General features: G+C 44.0%; 12 protein-coding genes. 8 read left to right on the top strand and 4 right to left on the bottom strand.

Going from position 1 to position 20,322, the window contains the following annotated elements; translation table 11 throughout:
* Nucleotides 1-100: 100 nt before the first annotated feature.
* A complete protein-coding gene (locus NST40_RS09820) occupies nucleotides 101-1,138 on the top strand; it encodes an NADH:flavin oxidoreductase/NADH oxidase (protein ID WP_342410631.1) in 1,038 nt (345 codons plus the stop codon).
* Nucleotides 1,139-1,346: 208 nt separating this feature from the next.
* Entirely contained in the window at nucleotides 1,347-1,784 is a 438-nt protein-coding gene (locus NST40_RS09825) for a helix-turn-helix domain-containing protein (RefSeq protein ID WP_342410632.1), read from the top strand.
* Between the two features lie 100 nt (nucleotides 1,785-1,884).
* Here the strand turns inward: NST40_RS09825 and NST40_RS09830 are convergent, their stop codons facing one another.
* Nucleotides 1,885-2,472: a GNAT family N-acetyltransferase gene (locus tag NST40_RS09830; RefSeq protein ID WP_342410633.1), complete on the bottom strand. Its 588-nt coding sequence runs from the start codon at nucleotides 2,470-2,472 to the stop codon at nucleotides 1,885-1,887.
* A 224-nt stretch (nucleotides 2,473-2,696) separates the two neighbouring features.
* Between NST40_RS09830 and NST40_RS09835 the strand changes: the two genes are divergently transcribed.
* The 6 genes from NST40_RS09835 (at nucleotide 2,697) to NST40_RS09860 (ending at nucleotide 17,077) form a co-directional block, all read left to right on the top strand.
* Complete coding sequence (locus tag NST40_RS09835) at nucleotides 2,697-6,482, top strand: alpha-L-arabinofuranosidase C-terminal domain-containing protein (RefSeq protein ID WP_342410634.1); 3,786 nt, start codon at nucleotides 2,697-2,699, stop codon at nucleotides 6,480-6,482.
* A 262-nt stretch (nucleotides 6,483-6,744) separates the two neighbouring features.
* Nucleotides 6,745-7,266, top strand: coding sequence for a serine acetyltransferase (locus NST40_RS09840; RefSeq protein WP_036679239.1), 522 nt, complete (start codon nucleotides 6,745-6,747; stop codon nucleotides 7,264-7,266).
* 115 nt (nucleotides 7,267-7,381) lie between these two features.
* Entirely contained in the window at nucleotides 7,382-9,217 is a 1,836-nt protein-coding gene (locus tag NST40_RS09845) for a UbiD family decarboxylase (protein ID WP_076276402.1), read from the top strand.
* A gap of 148 nt (nucleotides 9,218-9,365) precedes the next feature.
* Complete coding sequence (locus NST40_RS09850; protein WP_179087504.1) at nucleotides 9,366-9,914, top strand: GNAT family protein; 549 nt, start codon at nucleotides 9,366-9,368, stop codon at nucleotides 9,912-9,914.
* Nucleotides 9,915-10,274: 360 nt separating this feature from the next.
* The gene (locus tag NST40_RS09855; RefSeq protein WP_342410635.1) at nucleotides 10,275-16,463 is read left to right on the top strand and encodes an SGNH/GDSL hydrolase family protein; all 6,189 of its coding nucleotides are present in this window, start codon (nucleotides 10,275-10,277) and stop codon (nucleotides 16,461-16,463) included.
* A 149-nt stretch (nucleotides 16,464-16,612) separates the two neighbouring features.
* A complete protein-coding gene (locus NST40_RS09860) occupies nucleotides 16,613-17,077 on the top strand; it encodes a DUF2269 family protein (RefSeq protein ID WP_248549305.1) in 465 nt (154 codons plus the stop codon).
* Here NST40_RS09860 and NST40_RS09865 read toward each other — a convergent pair.
* The 3 genes from NST40_RS09865 to NST40_RS09875 all read right to left on the bottom strand — a co-directional run bounded on the left by NST40_RS09865 (nucleotide 17,049) and on the right by NST40_RS09875 (nucleotide 20,322).
* Nucleotides 17,049-18,209, bottom strand: coding sequence for a glycosyltransferase family 1 protein (locus tag NST40_RS09865; RefSeq protein WP_342410636.1), 1,161 nt, complete (start codon nucleotides 18,207-18,209; stop codon nucleotides 17,049-17,051). The two genes, NST40_RS09860 and NST40_RS09865, sit on opposite strands and share 29 nt — an antisense overlap.
* A gap of 152 nt (nucleotides 18,210-18,361) precedes the next feature.
* A complete protein-coding gene (locus tag NST40_RS09870; protein ID WP_342410637.1) occupies nucleotides 18,362-19,204 on the bottom strand; it encodes a sugar phosphate isomerase/epimerase in 843 nt (280 codons plus the stop codon).
* A gap of 17 nt (nucleotides 19,205-19,221) precedes the next feature.
* A complete protein-coding gene (locus NST40_RS09875) occupies nucleotides 19,222-20,322 on the bottom strand; it encodes a mandelate racemase/muconate lactonizing enzyme family protein (RefSeq protein ID WP_076124972.1) in 1,101 nt (366 codons plus the stop codon).

A 20,322-nucleotide genomic window follows, 5' to 3' on the forward strand; every position in this document is an offset into this window, starting at 1 on the left:
ATGCATTTATAAATATTTTATATAAGATGAACTTAGAAACTCATGTTCACTGGAAGCATTGATCATACTATACTTAGTTTTTTATAAGAGGAGAGATATCATGAAGGACTTATTCACCCCGTATGAATTGAAGGATTTGAAGCTGAAGAACCGCGTGGTTATGCCTCCAATGTGTCAGTATTCAGTGTCTAACAAAGACGGAATTGCTACGGATTGGCATTATAATCATTACGTAAGCCGCGCTGTTGGCGGAACTGGATTAATTATTATTGAAATGACGGACGTGGAGCCTGATGGCCGGATTACTGATTTTGATCTTGGTATTTGGTCTGATGAGCAAATTCCTGCACTGGCTAGAATCGTTGAAGCTTGTCATTCTTATGGCGCTAAAGTAGGTATTCAAATTGCACACGCCGGACGTAAAGCAGAAGATGCAGCAGTTCCTGTATCCTCCTCTAACGTTCCTTTTGATGCTGACTCCAAAACACCACGTGCCTTAACAACTGGAGAAGTGAAAGCTATGGTTGAGAAATTCCGGTTGGGCGTGAAGCGGGCGATACAAGCGGGATTTGATGTTATCGAGCTTCATGGAGCGCATGGTTACCTTATTCATCAGTTCCATTCCCCTCTAACCAATCAAAGAACAGATGAATATGGCAAGGATTTAACACGGTTTGGTACAGAAGTCATTCGCGCAGCAAAAAGTGAAATGCCGGAAGGAATGCCATTGATTATGCGCATCTCCGCTCAAGAATATGTTGAGGGCGGGTACGGTATCAAAGAAAGCTTGGAATTTAGTAAAGCTTACAAAGAAGCAGGCGCAGATATTTTCCATATCAGTGCAGGTGGTGAAGGTCCTATCGCAGCTGCCGGGAAACCAGGGACGCATGCAGCTTATCAGGTTCCTTTGGCCAGAGAAATCAAATATGGCTTGAATGTTCCGGTTATTGCGGTTGGCAGATTGGATGAGCCTGTACTTGCTAATGCCGTGATTGGGAATGAGGAAGCTGATCTTGTTGCCGTGGGCCGGGGCATGTTGAGAAATCCATACTGGACGCTGGAAGCAGGGGTCGAGCTTCAGAAAGATGCGGGTATTCCCAGACAATATTCTTTCGGGTTTCCAAGAATTAATGGGTAAAGACTAATTTAAATAGTGTGAAGTCTAAACAAAATAATTGTAAAGTGTGGAGGGGCCGGCTTCTTGGAGAAACGGTCTCTCCTCTTTTTTAAAATAAAATAAAGTATAAGTATCGAACCTATACTTTATGTATGGTTGTGGATTGTAGTACTATTATATAGAAGGAAAAAATCATGAAAAGCCATACACCCGGGAGATGAATAATAAAATGGGCGACATTCTTAACAATGAACTTATAACGAGTTGGTTGACGTTAACGCATATAAAAATGAATGTGACGAATGAATTGGAAGCTAATCTACAAGCCAAACATGGCTTATCCTTAAAAGAATTTTATTTGCTGTTATTTTTGTCGGAAGCGCCGGAGAAGAAACTGAAATTGCAGAAACTCGAAGCTATGGTGGGTTTAAGCCAGAGTGCAGTTTCCCGACTGGTTAGTCGGTTTGAGGCCAAAGGCTGTGGCGCTTTAGAAAGAAAAGCGTGTGATGCTGATCGCAGAAGTATCTATACTGCCTTGACTGCCATTGGCGAAGACAAGCTCCTCCGTGCACAAGATACCTTTCAAGAGACCCTGCTTGCAGCTTTTCCAGAAAAAGATGTGAAAGAGCTTTTGGATCAAATGCTTCGCATGAAGCAACAGTCATGAATTCACAATAAAACCTCTGTTTTGGTAAATGGACCGAATCTCCATTTCCCATACAGAGGTTTTTTAGTGTGGGGCGCTATTTACATCCTACCTGTTCATTCTACTGTTGCTGGGAAAGCCGGTAATAATTATAGTCTTCATGTTCAATTGTAATCTCGTCAAGAAGCTCGAAACCACATTTTTGAATGACTCTATTAGATGGGATATTGTGTTTCAGAGCAATGGCGTTTAATACATCGGTAGAGCTATTATCAAACAAATACTTAATTAATCCCTTGGCAGCTTGAGTAGTGTAGCCTTTACCGCGATGATCCTTGGATATGGCATACATAATCTCTCTGTTAGGAACGGACAATTCATCCTTAATTCCTGTACAACACCAACCAATAAACTCACCGGACTCTTTTAAAATAATGCCTAAACGAAGACGAAGCTCTCCGATATCTCCGCCCGCTGAGATCGCTTGAAGAAACTGCTGGTTCTCTTTTATTTCATAGTTTATTAACCAGTCCAACCGTTGTTCTTTAGGAACATTCCAATCTGGCAAGAATTCAATAATTTCAGGCTGTAGAGTAAGCGCATGAAACTCCTCTAAATCCTCCACGCTATACTCCCGCAGAAAAATATCTTTACAATCAATCGTAAATAAATCACTAGAATTGGCCTCTTCATTCACAACCTCGCTCAACTTTCACCACTCCTTTATTAACTAACAGATATTTTACCATGAAACAATTGATTGATTTGGTAATATTTGATTATAAAAAATGTTTTCTTTTATTTCACATAAATATTAATTGGTTAATATATTAATTGACTATAAAATATGTTATTATGTTTCGTATAAACGGCAATGAACTAATATTGTTAGGTTTTTAAGATTTCTACTATAAAGATAACAGGTGATCTTCTATGAAAAATGACAACGGTAACAAATTTATTAATGGTAGTCTAATTGCGCATTATAAGTTTGATAATCCAGAGGATGTAGGTCAAGATTTCTCGGGGAACGGCAATGATGGAACCGCTTCAGGTACGAAGCTGCCGGCTATTAAATCCGTAGCAGGTAGACAAGCTGTTTCGCTTGCTGGGGGAGAACATGGCACATCCTATATTTCATTACCTAACGATCTGCTTAAAGAGGTCAGTGACCATACAGGAATTACGATTTCGACCTGGATGTATGTAAGCAAAGCTTCAAGCTTATGGGAAAGAATTTTTGATTTTGGTAAAGGTGAAACAGGACCTTATCTTTTTGTAACCCGCAATTTGCGGGGCACTTGTTTTGCAGGGGAAGACTTAATTGCAGATCCAGGGAAATCCTTTGCGACTGATGAATGGGTACACGTTTCCTTTGCAGTTACAGGCACAAAAGGTGGAACACTAAGCAGTGCAGGACCTGTGATGTATGTAAATGGTGAAGTAGTTGCGGATGGCATGATCAGCCAAACCTCTAGTGGCACATATGCTAAGCTGCGCACATGGTTTGCTACTTTTGAAGATCAACTGAATTATAGCAATAATACAATCGGGAAATCCCAGTACGCGGCAGATGTTGATTTTGGCGGCTATATTTCGGACTTCCGTGTATATAAAGCAGGCTTAACTCAAGATGAAGTGATTGAAATTATGTGCGAATCTTTGACGGATGAAGATATCGTTAAGCTTGCAAAAGATAAATACTTAACCTTCCCAAGCTCGATTATTACCAAAGATATCGAATTGCCAGCTTCGCTGATGGGCGGGAAAGTTGACGTATCTTGGGTATCCAGCGATACCAAAGTCATTTCTAATGAAGGCGTTGTGAATAAAGGAGTTCAATCTGCTCAAGGCGTAACACTTACAGCACATTTGAAAAAGGGAGCTAGTACAGTAGAAAAGAGCTTCACTGTGTCTGTGCTTCCGGAAGATTTGCCACCTTACACCTTAACGATTGACGGCAATCAGGAGATTTTGGATGTTAGCCAAATTCTATATGGTTTATTCTATGAGGACATTAACAATGCAGCAGACGGTGGGATCTATGCAGAGCTAGTGCAGAATCGCTCCTTCGAATCTTTTGCTTTTGACAGCTATTCGCATGTATGTGGTGTACATGGTGCTTCCACCGGAAGAAATTATACACCTCTTCACGCATGGTCTGGGGATACAGACCAAATGACTGTCCATAATACAGGCGGATTAAACGATTTCTTCGGCATCGATGATAAAGATATGAATGCGCATTATGTGACGGTAGCGGATGGCGCGACGATTAATAATAGAGGTTTTGCCGATTCCAATCAGCACTGCTCGATGTTTATTCAGGAAGATGCCAAGTACAACTTCACGATTTGGGCGAAGGCAGAAGCAGCGGGCACAATTACCTTGCAATTGCTCGACAAAGACGGTAAAGCCATCAGCGATACTGCAGTTGTTGAAGTAAACGGTGACGGCAGCTGGAAGAAGTATGGTGTCGATTCAAAGCTTGTATTAACAGGATCTGAAACTGTGCTTGGTCAGCTGGCTTTAACCTTTAACGGTGAGATCTCCATTGATATGGTTTCCTTAATTCCTGATGACGTTTGGGGCGCTGGTGAAGAGGAACGTTCTGCTACAGCTCATGCTAACTATAAAGGAAATTCAAACTATAGATTGCGAAAAGACTTAGTGAATGCACTCGTTGATCTTCATCCTACCTTCCTGCGTTTCCCTGGGGGTTGTATTTCTGAAGGTTCTCACATTTGGGAGAACGTGTACGATTGGAAAGAGTCCGTCAACGATATCGAATTGCGCAAAGAGAACTATAACGTATGGGGCTACATGATGACCATGGGTCTTGGATATATGGAGTATTTCCAATTAGCCGAGGATTTGAACGCAACACCACTTCCGGTTATGGCCTGCGGCGTACTCTGTCAAGCTCGTTCGGATTATGCGAATCCAGCTGGCGGTGCGTTAAGAGATTATTATGTGAAGAACTTTACGGATCTGATTGATTTTGCGATTAGCATGGATTTTGACAATAATGAGTGGGCTGCATTGCGTAAAAAGATGGGCCATGAAGCAGCGTTTGATCTGCGTTATTTGGGTGTGGGGAATGAAAACTGGGGTACAGAGTTTTTCGCCAACTTCGAATATTTTAAAACAGTGATTGATGAGTATATGGTGAAGAACTATCCTGATCATGAATTGACTATTCTCTCTACCGTGGGTGCACAGGCAGATGATGATGCTTACCAGCAAGGTTGGAAATTCCTAAGCGGAAATTTACAGGGCTCGGAAAAAATCAGCTTTACGGATGGTACATCGAGCATCGAAGAGACTGTTACCTGGTACGAAAAACAAAAGAACTACATGGATACCATTGCGGATGAGCATTACTACCGTTCCAATGAATATTTGTTAGAGAATGCTGATCGTTACAACTACTATTACAGAGCCTATAAGGAAGACGGCAGCTTGGATGAGGCTGAAACTTCAAAGGTTTTTGTGGGCGAATATGCTTCCACAGATAAAAACACATTGGCAGGAGCTGTTGCTGAGGCGGCGATTATGTCCAGCTTCGAGAATAACTCTGATGTGATTAGATTGGCGGCAACGGCACCGTTGTTCAACAAGGTTCTGACAGATGGCACCTATAGATGGACACCGGATTGCATCTGGTTCGATGATGAAACCGTATGGTACACACCGAACTATTATGTTCAGCAGCTGTATGCTAAATACCTGGGAACCAAAGTGGTTGGCACCTCATTTTCGACTTATCGCAACGGGGAGAAGGTAGACCTCATTCCTCATGGAGGAATTGAAGTGGCTGCCGGGAAATCAGCTGTGATCGTGAAACGGGTGAAAGTGACTTCGAATGTAGATGGCAGTGTATGGTTGGATCAAGATTTCACGCAGCCGCTGGATGAAGCTTGGAAAGTGATTCCTGGCTCTGCCGGATATACGATTGATCCTTCCAAAGGTCTGGTATTGAAAGCGCAGAATGGCGGATTGAATGGATTGAATGGATTGAATGGATTGAATGGATTGTATATCCTTAATGACGCGTGGACTAATTATAAAGTAGAGGTTGTAGCTGAAAAAGCTTCTGGCGAAGATGGCTTCTATGTAGGCGCAGGTCTGACAGAAATCTCACCGGAAAATAAAGATGTTATCGAATATGCAATTGGCTATAATGGCGATGCCACAGGAGTCAAGGTGTACAAGCAAGGGATTGAGGCTTATACTCTCGGCGATTATTCCTCTAGTACCGCTGCTGGCAACCTTAGAGCCAGTTGCTATGAAGAGCTTTCGGATCATACGGAATATACCATCACCGTTAATTATGGCGGAGCAGATGGCAAACATTTGATTTGCTCTTATACAGATGGCAAGGTAACAAGCAAAGTACTGGATTATAAGCTTGAGGCTTATAACAGAGAGGTATACAATTCTGTAACTAAAGATGATAAGCATCTTTATGTGAAGCTTGTAAATGCGGATGGTGTAGAAAAAGCAACGAAGCTTGATCTAAAAGGCTTAAAAGTAGCTGCTACGGGTAAACGGATTACCTTAACCGGAGACGCCTCGCTGGTTCACACACCTAATGTGAACAGAAAAAATGATGAGAAGGTTACACCAGTTGAAACGGAAATCGTAATTGATAAAGACACGGCAATTGTGAAGCTAGCTGCCAATTCCGTGAATGTGATTGTTCTGGATCTGATTTAATAGAAAATATGCTGTTCAACACGCGCCGATCTTTTTGTTCGGCGCGTGTTGTTGTTTAACAAGCCTCTAAATCGGTTGATGATTATATAGAGAGAACTGTCCACTTGCTTGATGAATCTCAGAATCTATCTTACACTGGTGAAAGTACATCACCCGACTGACCCTCCAGTCTGCGATCCTTCCAGATGTTTTTTCCACAGCTGCCTTCATTACTCCAGAATACAGTGCATACCCCCTAGCCCCTAAAAAGGAGAACGATAAAATGATGAAATCATTCAAAACGGACTGGAAAGCAAATCTGAAAAATCCTCAAACGATTATGGCCTTGTTTACTTATCGTTATGGAAATTGGGTGTATTATCGAGTGAAGAATGGCATCGTGCGAAAACCTTTGTGGCTTTTGTACCGGATAATGGATGTGCTTTTTGTCCGTATTCTTGCGAATGGCGAGCTTCACGCTCAAGCTCAAATTGGTGACGCGCTTCATTTACCGCATGGTTTAAATGGGATTATCATTAGTCCTAAAGCGGTGCTTGGAAGCCATGCTACTATTTTTCATCAAGTGACTATTGGCGGGAGAAATAACTTAGGAGAGCCAGTGATTGGAGACAGAGCTTTTATTGGAGTAGGCTCCAAGATTCTTGGACCGGTTGTCATTGGTAACGATGTTAATATCGGGGCCATGTCTGTCGTGGTAAAGGATGTGCCGGATAACGCTTCGGCTGTAGGTATTCCTGCTAAAAATATATTGCGGAGTGAACCGAAACCAGAGAATACAAGATAAAGACGTTAGGTTCTAGTACATAGGGTACGCGTGCGCTTTATTTTAATATCTTACAGGGTATAATTAAAGCATCCAAGTAATCTTGTAATAACCTTCTAGAGATCGGAGTAATGAAATGAAATATAGCAATTTAGAAGAGTGTGTTAATGATTTAGAGAAACACGGACATTTAGTTCGTATTCAGGAAGAAGTGGACCCTTATCTAGAGATGGCGGCGATTCACCTAAAGGTTTATGAGGCTGGTGGACCTGCATTATTATTTGAAAATGTAAAAGGCTCGAAGTTTCGGGCCGTATCTAACCTTTTTGGAACGATAGAGCGCAGTAAGTTTATCTTTCGGCGTACTTGGGACTCCACACATAACGTAATTGCCCTTCGCAACGATCCCGTAAAAGCACTCAAAAATCCATTTAAATATGTTGGTACCGGATTATCCGCGAGAAAAGCATTGCCGATTAAAAAGCCAGGGGGTCTGCCAAGCGGTTTTCAGGAAATTAGTATCTCTGATCTTCCGCTAATCACACATTGGCCGGGAGATGGTGGTGCTTTTGTAACTTTGCCGCAGGTGTATTCAGAAGATCCGGACAAGCCGGGCATTATGAATTCCAATCTGGGAATGTACCGTGTGCAGCTGACTGGAAATGAGTATGAATTAAATAAAGAAGTGGGCATTCATTATCAAATTCATCGCGGCATTGGCGTACATCAGGAAAAAGCGAACCGCCAAGGACAACCGCTTAAAGTGAGTTGTTTTATCGGTGGACCACCCGCTCACTCTTTATCGGCGGTTATGCCTTTGCCTGAGGGAATGAGTGAGATGATCGTTGCAGGATTACTTTCAGGACGCCATTTCAGCTATAGCTATGTGGATGGTTATTGTATAAGCAATGATGCGGACTTTGTAATAACAGGTGAAATTCACCCTGGTGAGACGAAGCCGGAGGGGCCTTTTGGCGACCATTTAGGCTATTATAGCTTGGTTCACCCTTTCCCAGTAATGAGAGTACATAAAGTGTACGCCAGAAAAAATGCAATCTTTCCATTTACGGTTGTCGGCCGGCCGCCACAAGAGGATACCGCGTTTGGTGAGTTAATTCACGAGCTGACAGGTGGGGCTATCCGCCAAGAAATTCCGGGCGTCAAAGAAGTTCATGCAGTCGATGCTGCGGGTGTTCATCCCCTGCTGTTCGCCATTGGCAGTGAACGTTATACGCCTTATCAGCAAGTAAAGCAGCCAGCGGAAATTCTGACCATTGCTAACCGGATTTTAGGGACGGGTCAGCTTAGTTTAGCTAAGTTTTTGTTTATTACAGCAGAAGAGAATCAGCCTATCAGCACACATAATATCGAGGATTTCTTGACGTATATCTTAGAGCGGATTAATCTTCATAGAGATATTCATTTCTATACCAATACCACGATTGATACACTTGATTATTCCGGCACAGGATTAAACAGCGGAAGTAAAGTGATCTTCGCAGCAGTAGGGGATAAGAAAAGAGAGCTATGTACAGAGGTGCCAGGCCTGCTGAAAGAATTACAGGGATTTGAACATGCACGAATGGTGATGCCTGGTCTTGTTGCCCTTCAAGGCGCTAAATTCACAAGCTACGCTGAAGCAGCACTGGAAATGAACAAGCTTAGTGAAGCTATTCAGGAGCAAGGGTCACTTCCTTCTTGCCCAATGATTATTTTGTGTGATGATAGCGAGTTTTTGAGTGAAAAGATCGACAATTTCCTATGGGCGACGTTCACCCGCAGTAATCCATCTCATGATATCTATGGAGTGAACAGTTCTACTGAGTATAAACATTGGTCCTGTGATAACGTGATTATTGATGCTCGGGTAAAACCCCATCAAGCCCCGCCACTGATCCCAGACCCAACCGTTCAGAAGCATATCGAACGATTATTTGCGTCAGGTGGCAGTTTAAGCAGAGTCAAGATATAGAGAAACATTCATAGGCCTTCTTGGGAATCCAAGGAGGCCTATTTGCTGTTTGTGAAATGATTTTGCTCATATGAAATAAAAAAGAAATAGGGGTATTATGGGGTGTATGGTATATATTTACTATTAATATTGGGGAAGTGTTGTTCTGATGGAAATTATGGAAACCGAACGTTTATGGATTAGAAGGTTCTCAGCAGAGGATTGGAAAGACCTTCATGAATATTTGTCGCAAGAAAGTGTTGTGAAATATGAGCCCTATTCCGTGTTTAATGCAGATGAATCTCGCACTGAGGCACTCAGACGGTCATCGGACCGTGCTTTTTGGGCAGTCTGTCTTAAATCTACGACAAAAATGATCGGCAACTTATATTTTCAAGCGAGCGAACCAAAGGTTTTTGGCGTTTGGGAATTTGGATATGTTTTTAACCCTGATTTTCAGGGAAGCGGGTATGCTACAGAGGCTTGTAATCAATTGTTAAACTATGGCTTTGATAATCTGAAAATGAGACGTGTGATTGCGAACTGTGATCCCGAAAATACACGCTCATGGAAACTGCTTGAACGATTGAAGCTTCGTCGAGAAGGACATTTTTTGCAGACGGGTTATTTTAAATACGATAGTAATGGAGAGCCAATCTGGCATGATACTTATTCCTATGGATTGCTCAGAAGCGAATGGTTAAGGATGACGGAATAGCAAAACTGTTGTCGTGATCTCAAAAGCGGGTGTCCCCTCACTGATTCTTCTGTCCTAACTTCTTCCCAAATCGTAGGTTTTTATAACTATAGGCGAAGAAATTGAACGGTTTAGTGTATGATAAAATCTGTTTTTTAAATGTTCAGAGTGACACTTAGGTGGTAGTATCGTGTTGGATATGAGTGAAACTGGAATCATCTACCATCCAGCTGCCTGAGCAAAGAGGAGGGGATACGCGCACGAAGTGAACTTATATTTGAAGAACGAATGACAACGAAGCTTATTGTAAGCGTTTACTACAACGGGGCTAGATGCGTACTAAGTTCTTTTAATCATAAGAAAGCGGGTGAAGCACAGAAGATGAAGAGGAATAAGCTTGGAAATAAAATATTTATGGTGTTATTGTCGTGGATCTTCATTTGTTCATCAATACTTCCATCTACAACATTTGGGGTGCAACAGGCCAGTGCAGCTTCAGGTCCAATAACCTTGCAATATGATTTTGGAACAGCAACAAGTCCTGTTATAAGTGGTTATACAGGCGTGCATGAATCTAAGTTATATACGAATGAGCTAGGGTATGGTTTAGATCAGGCGGTTGCTTCAAGGAATCGTTCGGGTGGAGACGATATGACCAACGATTTTGTATTGGGACTGTCCTATTCTTTTTTGGTGGATCTTCCTAATGGGGATTACGATGTGACTGTATACTCAGGAGATTTACTAGCAGGTACAAGTACAACCAAAACTACGATTACTTTGGAAGGTAGCACGGCTGGGTCGATAAGCAGCAAGCAAGCTGTAAATCAAGCTACCTACCGGACGACTGTTCAAGATGGTCAACTGACCGTCGGCATTACGGGTACAGGGGTTGGCGGATATTTAAATGGACTAATTATTCAGCAGATTGTACCAGGTCCATTGAAAGCCCCTGAGGGATTAGTGGTTCATAATATCACTCCCACTGAGGTATCTCTAGGGTGGAGCAGCGTGACAGAAGCAGTCTATTACAATATTTATCGAACGGTTCTTCCTAGTGGAACCCTTCAAGCCATAGGTCAAGCTGCTGCTAACAGCTACGTGGATTCAGATGTAAATGAAGGCAGTGGTTACATTTACAATGTGTCAGCTGTAAATGGAAAGGGTGAGGAATCTGCTTTGAGCGCATCTGTGACCGTAGACAAAATTCCGGGGGGAGAGGTTCCCGCAGCACCAACCGGTCTTTCAATTGTCAGTGTCGGTGTAAGTTCTGTTCAACTGAATTGGAACAGTGTGGCTGGAGCTAGCCGCTATACGATCTTAAGGTCTGATTCAGCAGATGGAACATTCCATGAGATTGGCCAGTCAGAGAAGACGACATTTACGGATGCCTCAGCGGACACCTCAAAACGGCAATATTATGGGGTGAAGGCAGCCAATGACCAAGGCGAATCAGAGCTATCTGACAAGGTGGAAAGCGCCGTGTATACGCCTCCTGGAACTTTGCCAGAAGGAGATGTTTATTCCTTTGATTTTGGTCCGGGTGCTGTGGCTGAAGGTTATCTTAAGGTAGATGCAGGGGTATCTTATTCCTCTGAGGTTAAATATGGATTTACAGATATATCGAAAGTAACTGGGGTAGACCGAGGAACCTCAGATCCTTTGCGATCAGATTTTGTGGTCCCTAAGGATGCAACTTTTAATGTAGATTTACCGAATGGCGATTATACAGTGTCACTTATCGCTGGTGACAGCGCCGGAGAAACAGAGATTGGCATCAAAGTCGAATCCATTCAAAAAGTTCAACAGACGAGCAAAACAGCAGGCCAGTATTTGGAAATGAGCTTTGACATCGCTTTGGTGGATGGACAAATGAACTTGGTGTTCTCTGGCACTAAGCCAAATATCAATGCACTGGTGATTACTAAGCAGCCAGACCGTCCTGCTAATGAATTGCCAACGGTTTATATTGCGGGTGATTCAACCGTGCAGACTTATGATCCTTATTGGATACCACAAGCAGGCTGGGGACAAATGATTCCTGATTTCTTTAGTGAGGAAGTAACGTTTAAGAATCACGCTATCGGAGGCCGCAGCTCTAAGTCATTTATTGTCGAGGGAAGGCTGGATGAAGTACTGCGTAAGATCCAACCGGGTGACTATTTCCTGATCCAGTTTGGTCATAATGACGCAACGATTAGCGTTCCAGACCGATATGCTTCTCCAGCCGATTACAAAGTTTATTTAAAAACATATGTCAATGGAGCTAGGCAAAGAGGAGCAACTCCGATTCTGGTGACCCCCATGGGCCGCAGAGATTATAATGCCGCGAGCGAAAAATTTAATGTGAGCTTTCCAGAATATGTGCAGGCTATGAAAGAAGTAGCAAGTGAACTTGATGTTGATTTGGTCGATCTTAGCGCACTCAGTGTAGCTTATTACAATTCTATCGGTTTTGCAGCTACACGCTCTGTATTCCTTCACCTCGATGCAGGGATATATGGTGCTTTCCCAAATGGCTCGACAGACGATACTCACTTTCAAGAATACGGAGCCATTCAAATGGCCCGTCTGCTGGCCAAAGGAATAGGGGAATTAAATATTCCACTCTCCAGCTTTGTGCAGGACATCAAACAGCCGGAAACGGTGCCTGTGAAGCCTGAAGGTCTTGTAGCTGGGAGTATCAGTAATGCAGGTGCAGTACTGAAATGGAATAAAGTAGAAGGTACAGATATCTATAAAATCTATCGTAAGCTAGCGGCAGAAGCCGAATCTGCTTATACCTTAGCGGGAACTTCAACTGTCCCTTCATTGACATTAAGCGGGTTGGTTGAAGGTCAAAGCTACTCGGTAAGAGTGACTGCAGTGAACGGGCTAGGAGAGTCTGAGCCTTCAGATGAAGTGAAGCTGACTACGAAATCCGCTCAGTATCGTTATGATTTTGGACCTGTTGGTTCACCCGTTGCTGCGGGTTATACGGAAGTGAATGTGAATGTCCTGTATACCCCAGAACGTGGATATGGTTTGACCTCGAGTGCAGGGATGATTGATCGGGATCGGGGAAATGCGACGGACGATCTGCGCAGAGATTTTGTGATTTATTTTGGAGGATCGTATGAATTCAAAGTTGATTTACCCAATGGTTATTACTCTGTTAAGACCTATACAGGAGATTGGATTGGATCTGCCAAGACGAATGTAGCCATTGAAGGCAAAGATTACGGAACAGTCTCCTCAGGTAAGGAAAATATTGCTGAGAAGCTGTATAACCAGATTGCTGTCAAAGACGGGCAGATGAATCTTGTCTTTAGTGGCACAACCGCTCATCTCAATGGGCTGGAGATCACACCGTTATTATTAGCCCCAACGAATCTGAAACTGGGTAGCCTGGATTTAAACAGTGAGCCTATCACTGCTAATCTTTCTTGGGATAGTATGGAGGGTGCGCTGAAATACCGTGTATATCGTCAGGCTACGGTTGCGAATAGTGCAGAGCTGCTGGGCGAAACAACAGAGCCGCTCTACACAGATACCACTGCGGATATTGGTATGGAATATATCTATACGGTAACTTCGGTCGACAGCACGGGACTGGAATCTGTAGGCTCCAATGCGCTAAAAGTGTCTATGATTGACCCCTCCGTAGCAAAAGCAGCCGTACCTAGTGGTCTAGCGGTACAATCTACGAACAAAAATGATGTGACCTTTACTTGGAATGAGGTACCGGATGCACGGATGTTCAACATTTATCGTGCGAAATCCGCAGACAGTGAGTTCATCCTGATCGGCAAATCATTCGAAGCTTCGTACACAGACACGACCGTTCTGACTACCATTCCTTACTATTACAAAGTAGCCTCGGTAAATGCAGGCGGCATCTCTGATCTATCCGCTACGTTGGAAACCTCAGCGGTGACAACATTATACCGGAAGATGGAGGCGCTGGATCGTGCGCCTGTAGCGGTTAAGACAGATGAGGGTGTTTATATCAGCTGGCGGATGTTAGGTCTGGATCCGGAAACGATAGGATTCAATCTGTATCGTGGCGATAAGAAACTTAATGATTCGTTGATTACTCAAAACACGAACTATCTCGATACTAAAGGCACGGAGGATGCCAAATATAGAATCACATCAGTAATCAATGGAGTCGAGAAATCTGCTTCGGAACCATTCAGCGTATGGCAGAAGCAATATCTATCGATCCCTTTGCAAAAGCCAGCAGATGATTACACCAAGGATGGTCAACCGTATACGTATAGTGCGGGAGATGCAAGTGTAGGTGATTTGGACGGTGATGGTGTATATGAAATCATCATGCTGTGGTCACCTTCGAACAGCAAGGATAACTCTCAAGCTGGGTATACTGGACTTGTCTATATGGACGCTTATAAATTAGATGGAACTCGCTTATGGCGGATTAATTTAGGGCCTAATATTCGTGCCGGCGCACACTATTCTCCATTCCTGGTATATGATCTGGATAGTGATGGACGTGCCGAAATTATGATCAAGACGGCAGATGGCACAGTGGACGGTCAAGGAAAAGTCATCGGCAATGCCAGTGCAGACTATCGTAACAGTTCGGGTTATGTGCTGCTGGGCAATGAATATTTAACGGTGTTCGAAGGGGCAACAGGCCGGGCATTGGATACCGTTGATTATGATCCGCCACGTGGAGATGTTGGCGCTTGGGGGGATACCTATGGTAACCGTGTAGACCGCTTTTTGGCAGCTGTAGCTTATTTAGACGGCGAGCAGCCAAGCGTGATTTTTAGCCGCGGTTATTATACTAGAACCGTACTTGCAGCTTACAATTATCGCGAGGGCAAGCTCGAGAAAGTATGGCGTTTCGATTCTAATGATGAAGGATATGGAGACTACGTTGGTCAAGGAAACCACAATCTTTCTGTAGGCGATGTGGACGGCGACGGCAAGGACGAAATAACCTTCGGCGCGATGGCAATCGACGATGACGGATTGCCGCTGTATAATACAAAGCTTGGCCATGGTGATGCAATTCATTTCGGAGACCTTGATCCTACCAGACCCGGGCTGGAAGTCTTTGATGTTCATGAGCATACCGATTCGAAGTATGGGATTGAAATGCGTGATGCAGCTACAGGAGAAATATTATGGGGTGTATTCACGGGGATTGATACTGGACGGGGAATGTCAGCAGATATTGATCCGCGATATGCTGGCGAAGAGGTATGGGCTGCAACGATCACCAATGAGGAGCATATACCTGTTACGGGCCTATACAGTGCGCAAGGGGAACTAATCACTAAAAAACTGCCTTCCTCCACGAATTTTGGTATTTGGTGGGATAGTGATCTTTTACGTGAATTACTGGATGCGAATCGAGTGGATAAGTGGGACTATACCAACCAGACAACGGTTAACTTATTGACGGCTGTAGGTGCTTCTTCAAATAATGGCACCAAGGCGAATCCAAGCTTGCAGGCAGATCTGTTCGGGGATTGGCGTGAAGAAGTGATCTGGCGGGCAACGGACAGTTCTGAACTACGGATCTACACAACAACGGATATGACAGATTATCGTATTCGCACATTGATGCATGATCCGATCTACCGCCTGGCAGTAGCTTGGCAAAATGTAGGCTATAATCAACCTCCGCACCCTGGATTCTTTCTTGGTGAAGGGATGGAACAACCAGCGGCTCCAAAAATTCAATATGTAGGCTCACCGGGAGAAACTGAAGATACTACACCACCTACGATTTCTGGTTTACCTTCTGCTCAAATGAGTGAAACGGATGTATTGAAGGTGCAGGTCGTAGCGGAAGATCCAGAGTCTGGCATTCGCAGTCTGGATATTACCTTTGATGGTAAACCTGTCGTTTATGGAGATGAGATTCCACTCACAGGGCTTGCGGGAGCGCATACGTTCATCGCAACAGCCATTAATAACGCTGGACTTTCGACGACAGAACAAGTGATTGTGTTCGTAAGTGGACCTCAGAAGGCTACAGGTGTTCCGGGGCAATGGGTTCTATCCAATAATAATGGGCAGGATACAGGACTTTTGGACGGGGATTACCAAATCACAATGAATATGTGGTGGGGCAATAATGGTACGGTCTACAAGCTATATGAGAACGGTGCCTTAATCGACACGCAAACCTTACGTGATGATTCCCCAGCTGCACAGACTGCAGTGACTAATATTACCGGAAAAGAAAACGGAACCTACACCTATACGGCTGAGCTGACCAATTCTTTTGGCACAACGGTGTCTGCTGCTCATGTGGTTATCGTGAAGGATGCTGCACCAGCTAAGCCGGTGTTGTCCAATGACAACTGGGATGGCGATGGAGAGTATAAAGTGACTATGAATTTATGGTGGGGGATGAACGGCAAAGAGTATCGCTTGTATGAGAACGGAATACTGATCGATACTCAGACTTTAACAGCGGACACCCCAAACGCACAAACGGCTTCTACTTCTATTACTAACCGTTCTCCAGGCGTCTATGAATACCGGGCTGAGCTGTTGAATGATCAAGGGGTAAATGAGAGTGCGATCATGAAAGTTACGGTAAAATAACTGAATATTTGTTGAAAAAGCGCCTAAGTCGGTAATATCCGGCTAGGCGCTTTTTTTAGATTATCTAAGATTTAAAGGATTCTGCAAGACTAATTCTCCTATCAGCCTCATATGAATCTAAACAACGAATGATAGGGGGGATTGTAAATATGGATTTGACGCATATGATCTCAAAGCTTGTGGTAGTTATACATGTTATAGCATCCATAGTGGGAATTGGACCAGCTTTTGTGCTGCCAATACTGACAAGCTCAGCCAAGACAGGCAGTCAGCTTCGTTTTGTATTTGGTCTTATGAAGAAAATAAACAGATTCCCTAAGACAGGTGGGATCACCCTGATCGTTACAGGTATTTTGTTAATGATCATAGATAAAATGGGCTTGTCGGTGTTGTGGTTAAATCTGTCGTTATTATTTTTTATCGTGATCGAAGTGATTATTATTGGAATGGTTGAGCCCCGATTGAAAAAGCTAACCCAGCTCGTAATGAGCAGCGAAGGGGAAGAAATTCCTGATGGTTATACTACCGCTATGAACAAGATCGCTCCGCTAGAAGCGGCGGTTCATGTACTTACTATCGTCATTATTATATTAATGGTAGTAAAGCCGGTATAAGATCATAACGCCTATTCTCAATGATCTCTTCATAATCGCGGATGAGTCCATCAAAAATATTCTCCCAAGAGCGGCCGAGTGCCAGCTGTCGGCCTTCATGCCCCATAGCAGCTAGCTTTTGGGGATGCTCTACACAAGCACAAATCTCACGAATAAAAGCATCCGGGCAGCGGGGCTCGACAATCATTCCTGTGCGGCCGGGTGTGACCAGATCCTTCGCCCCACCTTCATTTACTGCGAGGACAGGCAGTCCCGAGGCCATAGCCTCAAGGACAACATTACCGAAGGTTTCCGTACTGGAAGGGAAGACGAATAGATCTGCTGAGGCATATAATTGGGCAAGCTCGTCACCATGTTTATAGCCTGTAAACGTGACATTATGCGGCGCCTGTGCCCGCATTTCCGGCAGAAGGGGACCGTCTCCAACGACCAGCCAATGAACCTGAGATTGCATAGATTCGGGCAATTGCTGCATGGCGAGAGCAAGCGTCTGTATATCTTTTTCAGGGGCGATTCTTCCCACATATAGAAGCAGTAACGGTGCGGTAATTCCGTAGCGCTCACGGACCTCATGGCTGCGTTTTTTGGGGGTATACTGCTGGCAGTCGATGCCTCTGGACCATAGCTTCAGGCGATGAAAGCCTTGAGCTTGGAGGGAATCGAGGGTTTCGTAGGATGGTGCAAAGGTGGCATCACAGGAGCGGTGAAACCACTTCATGTATTTCCAATAGAGCGGAGCGATTTTTTTCATCCGGTAATATTCAAGATAGCGGTCAAAATGGGTATGATAGGAGGCGACATGGGGCAGATCATGTTTGCGCGCATAACGAAGGCCGCAGAGACCGATATTGAACGGAGTTGCCATATGAAGCAGATCGGGACGAAAAGCTTTCAGCTCTGATTGGATAGAGGACATATTGGGCAGTGCGAGTCTACATTCAGGGTATAAGAAAAAGGGGATGCTGGTAATGGGACGTATGGGATCGGCATAACTGTCTTCAGGAGCAGATTTTGGTGAGAAAAGCAGATGTTCAATACCGCGCTCTTTCAAATGGGTGGTTAATCGTTGAAGCGTACGTGAAACTCCGTTGGTTTGCGGAAGAAATGTGTCCGTGAATAAAGCAAGACGCATGGAACCCCTCCCAGGTACTCTTGATGCCCTGATCATAACAGGCGATTATTTGATGGAGGTCAAACGGATGTTAAACAGAATATAAAAATCCACTGCACCAGGTAAGATAAAGAGGTGTGCAGTGGATTTATTAGTTTTAATGGGATGAAGCCCTACAAGGATTCGTATATCTGTTGTAAAAAAGTAATGCTTTCTCCTAAATGTGACTCAGGAGTGCTTTCCAGGATTCCTTGAATATGAGGACGTTCATATTTCATATAACGAAGGATCGGCTCAAACTCTAGCCACCCTTGACCTACAGGGACTATTTTTATGGCTCCTTCTTGGACGATAAAGTCTTTTAAATGAATGACAGCAATTCGATTTCCTAGAAGCTTCAAAGCCTCCGTAATAATAGCTTCTTGATGCAAGTAATTTGTAGGCGACATTAGATTTGCGCAATCCAATATGACCTGAAGATTGTTAGAAGGGACTTCATCCAGAAGTCGGCGGGTTAAGGGCGCGGTGTACAGCGGATGATGAAGGCCTGCTTCGATTCCTACCGTCACACCAAAACGTTCGGCCTCCGCCACCATGGCCTTAACTGATGCCACCACCTCTTGGAAGGCTTCTTCTGTAAAATTATCTGTGGTATACCCAAGTCCCACACTTCCGGTTTCCGTACCTACCAGACTAGCGCCGAAATCCCGGGCCAAGCGCAGATGGGTATTAAACGCGGATAACGCTTGCGCCCGTTTGTGAGGATCGGTGTCTACAATATTTACATAGCAGCCCAGAACCGCAATCTGAATACCTGCCTGTCTAAAGGCATTGCCATAATAGCTGGCTGTTCCAGGGCTTATAGCCGTCAGGCTAGGGGCACTATCAGGAAAAGATTTCTTAAGTGCGAACTGGATATGAGTGAAATGATAGGACTTAATCTTCTCAATTAACTCTTGCAATGGAACTTGTGTGAAATCATGTGCTCGAACACCTAGTTGAAGGGGAATGCTCATATGACCGATCGCTCCTATTAGTATTGTTGTTTGTGAGGTGCTAATTTGTCCCAGTCAAAGGTAACACCAGTGCCCGTTACTTCTGGCGCAACTGCCATCCCATTGTCTTTATTAATCACTAGCGGACGTGTAGTGTATTGATCGATAGGGAAGCTATGCATTTCGAGATAACCTGCATTTGGCATAGCTGCTAACAAACTAACGTGCAATTCCTGCATCCCATGTGTGGAAACAGAAAGGTTATAGGCTTGTGTTAAGTGAGCTACCTTTAACCAGCCCGTTATCCCGCCTATATTGGAAGCATCAGGTTGAGGAAAATCAACATGACCATATTGCAGCATGTGATGGAATTCGGTTAATGTGCGCAAGTTCTCTCCGCCTGCAACGGCCATTCCTGTTTCTTCAGCAATCCGTGCATAGCCGGCATAATCCTCCGGAATCGTTGGTTCTTCTAGGAAGAGAATGTCGTATTTCAAAAATTCACGTGCGGCTTTTATCGCTTTTTCCACACTCCAGCTCATATTGGCATCGACCATAAAGGCTACATCCGGGCCGACCAATTGGCGTACCGCAGCCACTCGTTCCACATCTTCAGCTAATGTTTTTTGGCCTAGTTTAATTTTGACAGCCTGGAGGCCCATATCTAAGTATTTTTGATTGTTGCGCAGGAGCTTTTCTAATGGGAAGTTTAAATCAATCGCTCCACCATAACATTTTACCTCATTGCTTGCGCCACCCAGAAGTTTGTAGAGAGGTTCATCTGCTTTCTTTGCACGTAAATCCCATAACGCAATGTCACATGCCGCAATGGCGAAGCTAGCCAAGCCCCCGCGAGCAACATAATGTATTCCCCAGTTCATCTGCTCCCAGATACTTTCCACACAGCTGGCGTCTTTGCCAACTAAGATATGTGTTAATTCATTAGCAATTAGTGAGCAGATCGCTTTGCCGCCAAATCCGCCAGTATAGGTATAACCTACACCTTCACGACCGTCATCCGTTCTAATTTTGACAATGGGAACTTCAAAATGAGTATGCAAGCCATGTTTAGCATCCTCCATGATTTCTGGCAAAGGGATACGATAGTACTCCGTAATAACTTCTTTAATTAGAGACAT

It is taken from the genome of Paenibacillus sp. FSL R10-2778, from assembly GCF_038593035.1.
Lineage (GTDB): Bacteria > Bacillota > Bacilli > Paenibacillales > Paenibacillaceae > Paenibacillus_AQ > Paenibacillus_AQ odorifer.